This window comes from Pseudoclavibacter sp. JSM 162008, assembly GCF_041366455.1.
GTDB lineage: Bacteria > Actinomycetota > Actinomycetes > Actinomycetales > Microbacteriaceae > Pseudoclavibacter.
On sequence record NZ_JBEWYX010000004.1, the window covers coordinates 144,223 to 156,615 of the forward strand.

The 12,393-nt window shown below is 68.3% G+C and carries 10 protein-coding genes; 3 read left to right on the forward strand and 7 right to left on the reverse strand.

Annotation, left to right across the window (positions count from 1 at the left end):
• Positions 1 to 428: 428 nt before the first annotated feature.
• From ABVF28_RS04890 to ABVF28_RS04920, 7 genes are all read right to left on the reverse strand, one after another.
• Complete coding sequence (locus ABVF28_RS04890; protein WP_371029678.1) at positions 429 to 2,435, reverse strand: ABC transporter ATP-binding protein; 2,007 nt, start codon at positions 2,433 to 2,435, stop codon at positions 429 to 431.
• A 202-nt stretch (positions 2,436 to 2,637) separates the two neighbouring features.
• Positions 2,638 to 4,050, reverse strand: a complete 1,413-nt coding sequence (locus tag ABVF28_RS04895; protein ID WP_104312855.1) for an MFS transporter — start codon at positions 4,048 to 4,050, stop codon at positions 2,638 to 2,640.
• Positions 4,051 to 4,288: 238 nt separating this feature from the next.
• A complete protein-coding gene (gene ribA, locus ABVF28_RS04900) occupies positions 4,289 to 4,921 on the reverse strand; it encodes a GTP cyclohydrolase II (RefSeq protein WP_151424117.1) in 633 nt (210 codons plus the stop codon).
• A 15-nt stretch (positions 4,922 to 4,936) separates the two neighbouring features.
• Positions 4,937 to 5,674, reverse strand: coding sequence for a polyprenol monophosphomannose synthase (locus tag ABVF28_RS04905; protein ID WP_104252191.1), 738 nt, complete (start codon positions 5,672 to 5,674; stop codon positions 4,937 to 4,939).
• A gap of 92 nt (positions 5,675 to 5,766) precedes the next feature.
• On the reverse strand, positions 5,767 to 6,774 hold the full coding sequence (gene trpS / locus ABVF28_RS04910; RefSeq protein ID WP_371029679.1) for a tryptophan--tRNA ligase: 1,008 nt from the start codon (positions 6,772 to 6,774) through the stop codon (positions 5,767 to 5,769).
• 49 nt (positions 6,775 to 6,823) lie between these two features.
• Positions 6,824 to 7,672 (reverse strand): exodeoxyribonuclease III, encoded by an 849-nt coding sequence (locus ABVF28_RS04915; protein WP_371029680.1) that lies wholly within the window; start codon positions 7,670 to 7,672, stop codon positions 6,824 to 6,826.
• 61 nt (positions 7,673 to 7,733) lie between these two features.
• Positions 7,734 to 8,822, reverse strand: a complete 1,089-nt coding sequence (locus ABVF28_RS04920; RefSeq protein ID WP_371029740.1) for a YihY/virulence factor BrkB family protein — start codon at positions 8,820 to 8,822, stop codon at positions 7,734 to 7,736.
• A gap of 154 nt (positions 8,823 to 8,976) precedes the next feature.
• Between ABVF28_RS04920 and ptsP the strand changes: the two genes are divergently transcribed.
• From ptsP to ABVF28_RS04935, 3 genes are all read left to right on the forward strand, one after another.
• On the forward strand, positions 8,977 to 10,668 hold the full coding sequence (gene ptsP, locus ABVF28_RS04925; protein WP_371029681.1) for a phosphoenolpyruvate--protein phosphotransferase: 1,692 nt from the start codon (positions 8,977 to 8,979) through the stop codon (positions 10,666 to 10,668).
• 304 nt (positions 10,669 to 10,972) lie between these two features.
• The gene (locus tag ABVF28_RS04930; RefSeq protein ID WP_371029682.1) at positions 10,973 to 11,713 is read left to right on the forward strand and encodes a methionine ABC transporter ATP-binding protein; all 741 of its coding nucleotides are present in this window, start codon (positions 10,973 to 10,975) and stop codon (positions 11,711 to 11,713) included.
• A gap of 20 nt (positions 11,714 to 11,733) precedes the next feature.
• Entirely contained in the window at positions 11,734 to 12,393 is a 660-nt protein-coding gene (locus tag ABVF28_RS04935) for a methionine ABC transporter permease (protein WP_371029683.1), read from the forward strand.

Genomic DNA, 12,393 nt, shown 5'->3' on the forward strand with positions numbered 1-12,393 from the left:
CACTGCCCGGGTCCCGACCTCCGGGTTTTCGGGATGGAAAAGTCGCTTCGTGTTGGAGAGTTTCCCCGAGCGACGTCACTATCCCATCCCGAGACGGCGTATGGCGGTCGGATCGGAACGGATCGCGTCTCCGTCTGCATCTGCGTCCGCGGCGTGGACAGGCACCTCATTTCGGGATGGCTTGCACGCTTCGGGATGGCTTGTACCCCATCCCGAAGCGCGCAACCCATCCCGAAACTGGCATGCCGAGCACCGCTCGTGCCGCGTGCGCCGCCGCCCCGGGCGCGCTGATCGGGTCTCGACCTCAGGCATTCGGGATGGAAAAGTCGCTTCGTGCTGGAAAGTTTCCCAGCACGGAGCGACTTTTCCATCCCGGAACCGTGGGCGTGGGCGTGGCCGAGGGGGCGAAGGCGCGGGCCGCCGCGGAGTCAGCGGGGGAGCAGCAGCTGGTGCTGCGCGAGCTCGCGATAGAGCGGCACGGTGTCGACGAGCTCGAGGTGCTTGCCGCGGCCGAGCACCTGGCCGTGCTCGAGGACGACGATCTCGTCGCTGTCGACGACGGTCGAGAGGCGGTGGGCGATGACGATGACGCTTCGGCCTTCGGACGCCTTGTCGAGCGCGTCGCGCATGAGTCGCTCGTTGGCCCCATCGAGGGCGGATGTCGACTCGTCGAGCAGCAGGATGGGCGGGGCTGAGAGCAGCGCGCGCGCGATGGCGAGGCGCTGCCGCTCGCCCCCGGAGAGCATGACGCCTGATTCGCCGACCTGGGTGTCGAGGCGGTCGTCGCTGCGGTCGAGCACGTCGCCGAGGTTCACCTCGCGCAGCACCTGCTCGCAGGCGACGTCGTCGGCGTCCGGCCGCCCGAGGAGCAGGTTCTCTCGCAGGGAGCCGGCGAGGACCGGCGCATCCTGCTGCACGTAGCCGAGCTGCGCGCGCAGCTGCTGCCGGTCGATGGACCTCAGATCGACGCCGCCGAGGCGGATGTTTCCGCCCGTCGGGTCGTAGAAGCGCTCCAGCAGGGCGAGGGCTGTGGACTTGCCGGAGCCTGAGGGGCCGACGAGGGCGAGACGCTCACCGCGACGCAGCGCGAAGCTGACGCCGTCGAGCACGAGGGGCGCCTCGACTCGTGCCTGCGCGCCGTCCTCGGCGAAGAGCCGGGCGTCGGGATCGGATGCGGCGCCCGTCATGGCCGCTGCCATGCCGCCGCGTGAGGCCTCGCGGCGGATCGTCTCGAGTCTCGCGGCGGCACGCTCGCGGGCGGCGCGGGCGCGCACGACGTCCTCTGGGTAGTGGAAGGAGACCGCGTCGAACTCGACGGCGGGCGCATCCGGAGCCCCGTGCTCGTTCGCCGGCCCTTCGAGGACAACAAGCGGGGCCTCGGTTCGGTCGCCTGACCCCTCTTCAGGAATGGCGATGATCTCCTCGATGCGGCCCAGGGCGCCGAGCGCTGTATTGACGGCCGTGAGGGCGCCGAAGAACAGGCCGAGGGGCATGATCATCATGAACAGGAACATGATGAAGGCGATGAGGTTGGCGATGCTGAGGTCGCCGGCGGCGACGCGGAGCCCGCCGACGCCGAGCACCGCGATGAGCGCGCCCTGCATGGCGAAGCCCGCGACGGGCACGATGAACGCCGAGATGCGGGCCACGTCGAGGCCGCGCTGGTACGCCCCGACGGCGTCGGCGTCGACGAGGCGCTCCTCGCGCTCGGTCGCCCCGAACGCCCGCACGGTGCGGACGGAGGAGATGGCCCGCTCGACGGATGCGGTGAGGTCACCCACCTTCTGCTGTGCCGCGGCGCTGGCCTCGCGGATGCGCATCGACATGCCGACGACGAGCAGGAGCGCGAGGACGACGACGGCGAAGGTGATGAGGAAGAGCACGCCGTCGAGCACGATCATGGCGATGACGGCACCGATGAAGGTGAGCGCACCGCCGATGGCCTCGACGAGACCCTGCGTGAGCACGGCACGGAGCATCGTGGTGTCGCTGCCGACGCGCGACACGAGGTCACCCGTTCGGCGGGCGTCGAACTCCGCGACGGGCAGTCGCAGCAGCTTCGCGACGAGACGACGGCGGGTGTTGAGGACGATCGACTCGCCAGTGCGCTGCAGCAGGAAGTGCTGGACGCCGTTCGCGATCGCACCGAGGACAACAGCGCCGACAAGCACCCAGACGACCCAGGCGGCGATCGTGCCGACCTCGACCTGCCCGATGAGCACGTTGACGAGCAGCGGCTGCGCGAGGCTCAACGCCGAGCTGAAGATGCTGATCGCGATGATGCCGGCGAGGAGCGGCTTGTTCACGAGCAGGTGGGGGAGGAGCTGCTTGAACGTGGCCCTCGGCGCACCGGATGCCTCGCGAGGTGGACGCCCGAGGAAGCCACCCCGCTTCTTCTGCGTCGTGTCCTCGCCGCCGACCGATGCTGAACTCACTGTCTTGTCGCCCAAACTCCTGGCCTTTCGCCCGCAGCGCGCTGAAGTGCGCGCACGCCGATGGCGCGCAGTCGTGTGCGCGCACCCGCCAAGGGTACCCGGCGCGACCTGTAACGGCTCGCCTGGCCGAGCGCGGGCGAGCGACGAGGACGGGGCCGTGCATCCGCAATGGATGCGCGGCCCCGTCGGCGAGGTGCGAGAGCTACTTCGTGTTGGTCACGTAGGCGATGTCGCGGGTCTCCTTGGAGAGCAGGAGCGCACCGAAGGTCAGCACGGCCGCACCGGCGAGGTACACGCCGACCCAGAACGGGCTGCCGTCGCCGAACGCCCAGAGGGCGATGAAGACGGTGGGTGCGAAGCCGGCGCCGAACACGCTCGACAGGTTGTAGGCGATCGCGCTGCCCGTGTAGCGCACGTTGGCGGGGAACAGCTCGGGGAGGACGGCGCTCATGGGGCCGAAGGTGAGGCCCATGAGGGTCATGCCGATGATGAGCATCGCCTGCGGGCCGAAGAACTCGTGCAGGCCGATGAGCGGCGTCATCGCGAAGCCGAAGACGAAGATCGCGCCGGTTGTCCAGAGCAGCATCTTGCGGCGCCCGTACTTCTCGGCCAACGGGCCGGAGACGAGCGTGAAGATGCCGAAGAACACGACGGACACGATGAGCATGATGAGGAACGTCTCGCGCTGGTACCCGAGCCCCGGCACCCACGTGCTCGGGTCGAAGGGCTCCCCGGCTTCGGCCGCCTTCGCGGCAGCCTGCTCGCGCGTTGCCTTGGTGCCGAACGACAGCGTGAACGCCGTCATCATGTAGAAGAGCACGTAGGTGGCGAGCATGATGAACGTGCCGAGGATGATCTGGCGCCAGCTGCTCTTGAACGCGGCGAAGAGCGGGACCTTGGAGACCTCGCCGGCCTGGACGACCTTCTCGAACGCGGGCGTCTCCATGAGGCTGATGCGCACCCAGAGGCCCACGATGACGAGGATCGCGCTGAGGAGGAACGGCACGCGCCAGCCCCACGCGAAGAACGTCTCGTCGCTCATGAAGTGCGAGAGCAGCACGAAGAGCAGGTTGCCGAGGATAAAGCCGATCGGGGCGCCGAGCTGCGGGAACGTGCCGTAGATGGCGCGCTTGCCCGCCGGTGCGTTCTCGGTGGCGAGGAGGGCGGCGCCACTCCACTCGCCGCCGAGCCCGAGGCCCTGGCAGAAGCGCATGATGACGAGCAGCGTCGGCGCGAGGATCTCCCAGCCCGGCGTGAGCGCCGTTGGGAGGAGGCCGATCGCGAAGGTCGCGATACCCATGGTGAGGAGCGTCGCCACGAGGGTGCCCTTGCGGCCGATGCGGTCACCGAAGTGGCCGAAGAGGATGGAGCCGATGGGGCGCGCGATGAACGCGACACCGAAGACGGCGAACGAGGCGAGCAGCGCCGTCGTCTCGTTGTCGTTCGGGAAGAAGAGAGCGGGGAAGACGAGGCTCGCCGCCGTCGCGTAGATGTAGAAGTCGTAGAACTCGATGGAAGTTCCGACGAGGCTCGCGGTGAGGACCTTCCCGCGGGAGTTCTTGACCTCGAACTCCTCGGCCGATGCACCTGGCGTGGTCTTGCTGGGGGATGACACGTTGCTCCTGAGACAGCTGGCTCGCTGGTGAGACGCGGTTTCGGTGCGGGTTGCGCGGTGCAGGAACTCAGAGCAGCGGTGGATGGAACGCGCCCGGCCCGGTTGATTGCAGGTCTGCTGACGCGAGTTCGACCGGATGCTTGTGGCTTCCGGCCGAGAAGAGGTTACACCGCATTCGTCGCGTTCGCTGGCCCCCTACCCAGCGCGCGGCCACCCGGACGCGACGGCGTGGCGCAGGTCAGCTCGCGGCGTCGTCACCCGGAAGCTGTGGGAGCTCGCTCATGATGTGCCCCATGCGCTGGACCTTGGTCGTGAGGTAGGCCAGGTTCGCGTCCTCGCGACCGACCTCGAGGGGCACGCGCTCCTCGACGGTGATGCCGTGGGCTTCGAGCGCCTCAGCCTTCGCTGGGTTGTTCGTGAGCAGGCGGATGCGGGAGATCTCGAGGTCGTCGAGCATCTGCGCGGCGGCCGTGTAGGCGCGACTGTCGGCGGGCAGGCCAAGCGCGAGGTTCGCATCCACGGTGTCGAGCCCCTGCTCCTGGAGGGCGTAGGCGCGGAGCTTGTTGAGGAGGCCGATGCCTCGACCCTCGTGGCCGCGCAGGTACAGCACGATGCCACCGTCTCTGCCGATGGCCTCGAGGGAAGCGTCGAGCTGTGGCCCGCACTCGCACTTCAGCGAGCCGAAGGCTTCCCCGGTGAGGCACTCGGAATGCACTCGCACGATGGCACCGTTCTCCGGCTCGCCGGAGATAATCGCGAGGTGCAGCTGGCCGTTGGCGTCATCGGTGTAGGCACGGAAGCGCAGCACGCCGTGCCTGGTGGGGATCGAGGTCTCCGCCTCGAAGGTGATGGACGCTGGGGAATCGCTCATGGAATAGCTTTCGTTCTACCGAGCGGCTAGACGCGAGAATGCGCCGAGTCGGTAGCCGAGGCCCCACGCGAAGACGCGCCAGACTGCCTCGACGATGATGTCGCTCGACATCTTGGAGGCGCCTTCCTGGCGTTCGACGAACGTGATCGGCACCTCGCTCACGCGGATGCCGGATCGTTCGAAGAGCCAGGCCATCTCGATCTGGAAGCAGTACCCGGCGCTCTTGATGCGGGTGAGGTCGAAGCCCTGAAGGAGGGCGACGCGGTAGCCGCGGTACCCGGCCGTGATGTCGCGGATCTTGCTCTGCAGCAGCACGCGCGCGTAGATCGACGCTCCCCGGGAGAGGATCTGGCGCTGCAGTGGCCAGTTCTCGGTGCGTCCGCCCGGCATCCACCTGGTGCCGATGACGAGGCCAGCGCCGGCGTCGAGCGCATCGATCATCTCGGGCAGCCGCTCCGGCGGGTGCGATCCGTCGGCGTCGAACTCGAACACGTAGGTGTACCCGCGCTCGGCTGCGATGGCGAAGCCCTCGAGGTAGGCGGTGCCCAGCCCGAGCTTGCCTGCGCGATGCAGCACGCTGACGCGCTCATCCGCCGCGGCCATCTCGTCGGCCATCTCGCCGGTGCCGTCCGGGCTGTTGTCGTCGACGACCAGCACATGGATGCGCGAGTCGGCACCAAGAACGCGGTCCACGATGGAGCGGACGTTCTCGCGTTCGTTGTAGGTGGGGATGATGACGAGCGTTTCGGGCATTGCGTCATCCTAGCGCGGGGAGGAGCCGGAAATGATGCGATCTCGTGAGCTGTGCAGAGCGCCCTGATGCAGCGACCCGGCGGTGCGGAGACTCAGCGGATCGGCTTCGGGAACCCGACCCGCTCGTAGACCTGATCGAGCGTGCTGAGCGCGAGTTCGTTGGCGCGCTCAGCGCCTCGGGCGAGGATGCGGTCGAGCTCGGCCGGGTCGGCGAGGAGCTCGTTGGTGCGCTCGCGGATGGGCGCGAAGGTCGACTCGACCAGCTCTGCGAGGCCCTTCTTCAGGTCGCCGTACCCACCACCAGCGTATTGGGCGGCGACGTCGTCGATCGTCGATCCGGAGAGGACGGAGGCGATCGTGAGGAGGTTGGAGACGCCGGGCTTGGCCTCGCGGTCGAAGCGGATCTCGCCGTCGGCGTCGGTCACGGCGCGCATGATCTTCTTGCGCGTGACCTTCTCGTCGTCGAGGAGCCGCAGGAGTCCGGCGTCGGACTCGGCCGACTTGGACATCTTCGCGGTCGGGTTCTGCAGGTCGTAGACCTTCGCGGTTTCCTTCATGATGTGCGGTTCCGGCACGACGAAGGTCTCTCCGAAACGAGAGTTGAAGCGCTCGGCGAGGTTGCGCGTCAGCTCGATGTGCTGGCGCTGGTCTTCACCGACCGGCACGGAGGCTGCCTGGTAGAGCAGGATGTCGGCAGCCATGAGGACGGGGTAGGTGAAGAGGCCGACGGTGGTCGTGTCGGTGCCGTAGCGCTGCGACTTGTCCTTGAACTGCGTCATGCGGCTGGCCTCGCCGAAGCCGGTGATCGTGGAGAGCACCCATTGCAGCTGCGCGTGCGCGGGAACGGCCGACTGCACGAAGAGGATCGAGCGCTCGGGGTCGATCCCGGCCGCGATGTACTGCGCCGCCGTCACCCGGGTGCGCTCGAGCAGAGACGCCGGCTCGAACGGCACCGTGATGGCGTGCTGGTCGACGACGCAGTAGATGGCCGTGTGGTCCTCCTGCATGGGCACCCAGTTGCTGAGCGCGCCCACGAAATTGCCGAGGTGGAGCGAGTCGGCTGAGGGCTGCATGCCGGAGAAGAGCACGGGCTTGGTCATCTGTTGTTCCTCGGGGTCGTGCGGTTGGTGACGCGAGTGGGAAGGTGCTTCAGAACGTGTAGTCGACGACGACGGGCGCGTGGTCCGACCAGCGAGTGTCGTAGCTCGCCGCACGGTCGACGGCGTAGGTGGCGGCCCGCTGCGCGAGGTGAGGGGTGGCGACGTGGTAGTCGATGCGCCAGCCCGTGTCGTTGTCGAAGGCCTGGCCGCGCTGCGACCACCACGTGTACGGGCCCTCGACCTCGCCGGAGAGGCGGCGGCCCACATCCACGAAGCCGAGCCCGGTGCCGGTGGAGCCGTCCGCACCCTCGACGCTGGCACCGCTCTCCCCGAAGATGCGGTCGAAGTACGCGCGCTCGCGCGGCAGGAAGCCTGCTCGCTTCACGTTGCCCTTCCAGTTCTTGATGTCGAGCTTCGTGTGCCCGACATTGAGGTCGCCGACGACGAGCGAGTGCGCGCTGTGCGCCTGCAGCTCGGGGAGTCTCGCGCTCATGGCGTCGAGGAACTTCCACTTCTCGTCCTGCTTCGGCGTGTCTGCCTCACCCGAGTTCACGTAGCAGCTCACGACGGTCAGCGGAGTGCCGTCGATGTCGAAGTCGGCCTCGAGCCAGCGGCCGGCCGAGTCGAAGTCGTCCGCCCCGAGGTCGGTGCGGACCTCGCGGATCGGGATGCGCGACGCGATCGCGACACCGGCTCGCCCCTTCGCGGTGGCCAGGTGGTCGTGCAGCTCCCAGTCGGCCGTGTCGATGAGCTTGTGCAGCTCCTCGGTGGGTGCACGCACCTCCTGCAGCGCGAGGATGTCGACGTCGCGCTCAGCGAGCCACTCGCCCATGCCCTTCTTGTAGGCGGCACGGACTCCGTTGACGTTCACTGACGCGATGCGAATGGTCTTTGGCATGGGTTCGAGTCTAGACGCGACCACCGACACGGGGTCCCGGGCGCCGTCGCTGCGACCGACGCTAGACCCGTCCGCCCTCGAAGCGGCGACGCTGGGCCTCGGCCTCGACGCGACGCTGCTCGCGCAGCAGGGAGCGGTACTCGGCCATCGCCTTCCAGCGGAAGAAGCGCGGCGCCGCGTTGAGGCGCTCCCTCGCCTCGATGACCTCGGTCGCGATCTTCTGACGCTCGGCGCGCAGGATGGTGTCGGTCGACTCCTCCCTGGCTTCCTTCGCGGTGAGGAGCCTCGGAGACGCTCCGATGTCATCCATCGTCACCTTGACCCACGAGGCGGTGAGCAGCAGCACCGTGCAGAGCAGGTTGAGGAAGATCATGAGGCCCAGGAGGACGGCGAAGGAGGCGACGAGCGGGTTGCTCGTCGCGCCGCCGATGAGCGCGGTCGAGATCTGCTTCAGGATGCCGATGATGATCGCCCCGAGGAATGCGGCGAAGAACAGGGAACGGGTCGGGATGCGCAGGCCGGCGAGGATGCGCAGGATACCGGCGAGAACGACGGTGTCGAACGCGAGCAGGATCAGCACCGTGACGATGCGGATGACGACCAGCGCGAAGCCGCTCGACTCATCGATGCCCACGGTCTCGAGCAGCGACGACAGGAACGTGGAGGAGAGCACGGTGAGCGCCGCCGAGATGGCGAGCGCGATCGCGAACGCCAGGAGGAAGCCCAGGTCGATGAGCTTCTGCACGACGAAGTTGCGCTTCGTGGCGACGGGTACGTCGAAGATCGTGCGGATGCCCGTGCGCGCCTGGGCGAGCCAGCCGAGCGCGGTGCCGAGGGTACCGACCAGCGCGATGGCGCTCGCCCAGCCGAATGCGCCGGTGTTTTCGAGCAGGCTCGGGTCGATGGCGCCGTCTTCCCCGATCAGGCCCGGAAGCGAGGAATTGAGCACTCCGATGAGCCCGTCGCGCAGCTCCGGACTGGTCGCGAGGAAGATGCCCGCTACAGAGAAGAGGAGCCAGATACCCGCGAAGATGGAGAAGATAGCGGAATACGCCATGCCGCCGGCGAGTACCGAGGCGCTTCTTGCCCCGAAATGAGCGAAGACTCGGGCAGGGCGAGTAGCTTGAGCCCAGGCGATCAGCGCTTTCATGCGCTCGCCGAACGGCGCCTCCGGGGGGAACTTCGGAAACGGCGGCGCGAACGTGGAACTGCGCGAACTCTTGCCTGAGTTTTGCTCGGTCACGGTCGAAGCCTACGTTGCTGTGCCGATACGCTGTCTGAGTTACCAGCACGAAGGAGTTGCTATGAAATACACGGGGTTTGGCGTCGGGACCGGCGTCGCTTTCGGTGAAGTCCTGCGCATGCCTGATCCGCTCCCCGAGCCGGCCGACGAGCGCGCCACCGGCGACGCCGCGACCGAGTACGAGCGAGCGATCGAGGCACTCCGTGAAACCGGCGAGGCCCTCACCGCTCGCGCGGCGACGGTCGACGGCGCCGCGAAGAACGTGCTCGAGTCGCAGGCCATGATGGCTGCGGACCCGTCGCTTGCAGACAGCATCAAGTCGGCCACCGAAGCCGGCAAGACCGCCGAGCGCGCTGTATTCGAGTCCTTCTCCTCCTTCGCCGAGATGCTGAAGAGCCTCGGCGGCTACCTCGCTGAGCGCGCCACCGACCTCGGCGACGTCTCGCAGCGCGTCATCGCCCTGCTCCGCGGCGTCCCCGCCCCCGAGGTCCCCTCGAGCGACACCCCGTTCATCCTCGTCGCGCACGACCTCGCGCCGGCCGACACGGCGAAGCTCGACCTGTCGAAGGTGCTCGCACTCGTCACGCGCGACGGCAGCCCGAAGGCGCACACGGGCATCCTCGCGGCCGAGAAGGGCCTCCCCGCCGTCGTCGCCGTCAAGGAGGCCGACAGCCTGCTCGACGGCATGACGATCGTCGTCGACGCCGCCAAGGGGCAGGTCATCACCGAGCCCAGCGCGGAGCGCATCGCTGAGGCGCAGGCCGAGATCGACCGCGTCGCGGCGATGAAGGCGGCCCCAGTCGAGCCCGGCGAGCTCGCAGACGGCACACCCGTGCAGATCCTCGCGAACATCGGCAAGCCGGCCGACGCGGAGCGTGCAGCTGCACTCGGCGCAGAGGGCGTCGGCCTCTTCCGCACCGAGTTCCTCTTCCTCGACAGCGACACCGCCCCGACGGTCGAGAAGCAGACGGCCGACTACACGGCCGCACTTGCCCACTTCCCGGGCAAGAAGGTCGTCGTGCGCGTCCTCGACGCCGGGGCGGACAAGCCCCTCGCGTTCCTCACCGAGGCCGACGAGCCGAACCCGGCTCTCGGGCTCCGCGGCATCCGCGTGCTCATGAAGAAGGAGCAGATCCTCCGCGACCAGCTCCAGGCGCTCGCCAACGCGCAGGCCGCGACCGAGGCGAAGGTCTGGGTCATGGCCCCGATGGTCTCCGACGCGCACGAGAGCGAGCACTTCACGTCGCTCGCCCGCGAGTACGGCCTCATGACCGCGGGAAGCATGATCGAGGTTCCCTCGGCGGCACTCCTCGCCGAGCAGATCCTCGAGACCAGCGACTTCGTCTCCGTCGGCACCAACGACCTGACGCAGTACACGCTGGCCGCGGACCGCCTGCTGGGCAGCGTCGCGGCGTTCCAGGACCCGTGGCACCCGGCCGTGCTGCGACTCATCGAGCGCATCGGTGACGCTGGCGAGCACCACCAGAAGAATGTCGGCGTGTGCGGGGAGGCCGCGGCCGACCCGAACCTCGCGATCGTGCTCGTCGGGCTCGGCGTTCGCTCCCTCTCGATGGCGCCGCCCGCGTTCGTCGAGGTCCGCGCGGCACTCAAGCGCGTCACGCTCGAGCAGGCGAAGGAGATCGCGCACCTCGCGATCTTCGCGAAGTCGGCAGAGGGCGCGAAGGGCCGCGTCATCGACGCGCTCGCGACGCGCGGCGTCATCACGACGGCCGTGCCGGTCGTCGAGGTCTAGCCACTCGATCCGAGGCCGAGCGCGTCGCCGCGCGGCCGCGCTGATCCCGAGCGGGGTGCATCCGGAGTCTTCCGGATGCACCCCGCTTCGCTGTGCGCTCGTTCTCCGCGCCAGCCGCGGGCGGGCTCACGACCCGTGGTCTCGGGATGGGTTGCGCGCCTCGGGATGGGCTGCAACCCATCCGGAAGCGAGGAAGCCATCCCGAGTCGAGGGCGGACGCTCGATCGCGAGTGTCTCCGCTTGATCGGCACGGCGAGCACCGGGCGCGTATAGTTGTACAGAATCCAGAAACGATGGAGTGTGCATGTCAGACCCCGGCCCCGTGGCTGCTCTCGAACGCGTCACGGTGCGATACGGAGCGGGTGTGCCAGCGCTCGACAGCATCGACCTCGAGATCCGCCGCGGCGAGATCATCGGCATCGTGGGGGAGTCGGGCGCGGGAAAGTCGACACTGCTGCGGCTGCTCGACGCCGACGAGACGCCGAGCGAGGGCCGAGTGCTCATTGAGGGCGCCGACCCGTCTGCGATGCGCGAACGAGAGCGTCGGGCTCTGCGCCGCCGCATCGGCATGGTCTTCCAGAGCTTCAACCTGCTCGCGAATCGCACGGCTTGGCAGAATGTGGAGCTTCCGCTTCGGCTGCAGCATCGCCGCGATCCGGCCTTCGTCGACGAGCTGCTCGACTACGTGGGGCTCGGCGACCGTGGCGGGGATTACCCGGCGCAGCTCTCAGGCGGACAGAAGCAGCGCGTCGCCATCGCGCGCGCCCTCGTGACGAGGCCCCCGCTGCTGCTCTGCGATGAACCCACCTCCGCGCTCGACGAGCGCACGACAAGCGACATCCTGCGACTGCTCGCCTCGACCAGGGACGACTTCGGTACGACCATCGCGCTCGTCACGCACGAGCTCGCCGCGGTGAAAGCGATCTGCGACCGGGCCGCGATCCTCGACAGGGGCCACTTGCAGGGCATCGTGGCGGTCGAGCACAGCGCTCGGGACGACCGCGGCTCGTACGTCGAGCACGCCAAGCGGGTGCTCGGATCGTGATGGAGCTCGTCGACAGCATCGTGACCTCTCTCACAGCCAACGCCGACGCCATCTGGCAGGCGCTCGGCGAGACGGGGTACATGCTCGTCTTCTCCCTGGCCGCCGCGATCGTGCTCGGGCTGCCGCTCGGCGTGGTCATCTTCCTGACGCGCCCCGGCGGAGTGCGCGAGAACCGCGTCATCTGGCGGGCAGCGAACCTCTACGTGACCGTCGTGCGCTCGTTCCCGTTCCTGCTCTTCGTCGTCTTCCTCATCCCACTCACGCGCCTCGTGTTCGGCACGACGTTCGGTACGCAGGCGGCCACGTTCCCGTTGTGCTTCGTCGGTGTCGCAATCTACGCGCGGCTCGTCGAGCAGATCCTGCTCGAGGTGCCGTCCGGCGTCCTGCACGCGGCAAGGTCGATGGGGGCCGACACCGGGCAGATCGTCACCCGGTTCCTCTTCGTCGAAGCGCGCAGCGGGCTCGTCTACGCGCTCACCTCCGCAGCGATCAGCCTGCTCTCGTACTCGACGGTGCTCGGCGTCGTCGGCGGCGGCGGCCTCGGCGATTTCGCTCTGCGCTACGGCTACCAGGAGTACGACTACCCGCTCATGTACACGACGATCTTGATCGTCATCGTGTGCGTTCAGCTGCTGCAGACCGGTGGCCACCGGCTCTCGGTGGCGCTCGACCGCCGCTGA

Excerpts from the sequence above, each read along its gene's own strand:
- ABVF28_RS04915 (WP_371029680.1), bottom strand. The coding sequence starts at position 7,672 with ATGCCAAAGACCATTCGCATCGCGTCAGTGAACGTCAACGGAGTCCGT.
- ABVF28_RS04930 (WP_371029682.1), top strand. The coding sequence starts at position 10,973 with ATGTCAGACCCCGGCCCCGTGGCTGCTCTCGAACGCGTCACGGTGCGA.
- ribA (WP_151424117.1), bottom strand. The coding sequence starts at position 4,921 with ATGAGCGATTCCCCAGCGTCCATCACCTTCGAGGCGGAGACCTCGATC.
- ptsP (WP_371029681.1), top strand. The coding sequence starts at position 8,977 with ATGAAATACACGGGGTTTGGCGTCGGGACCGGCGTCGCTTTCGGTGAA.
- ABVF28_RS04905 (WP_104252191.1), bottom strand. The coding sequence starts at position 5,674 with ATGCCCGAAACGCTCGTCATCATCCCCACCTACAACGAACGCGAGAAC.
- trpS (WP_371029679.1), bottom strand. The coding sequence starts at position 6,774 with ATGACCAAGCCCGTGCTCTTCTCCGGCATGCAGCCCTCAGCCGACTCG.
- ABVF28_RS04920 (WP_371029740.1), bottom strand. The coding sequence starts at position 8,822 with ATGAAAGCGCTGATCGCCTGGGCTCAAGCTACTCGCCCTGCCCGAGTC.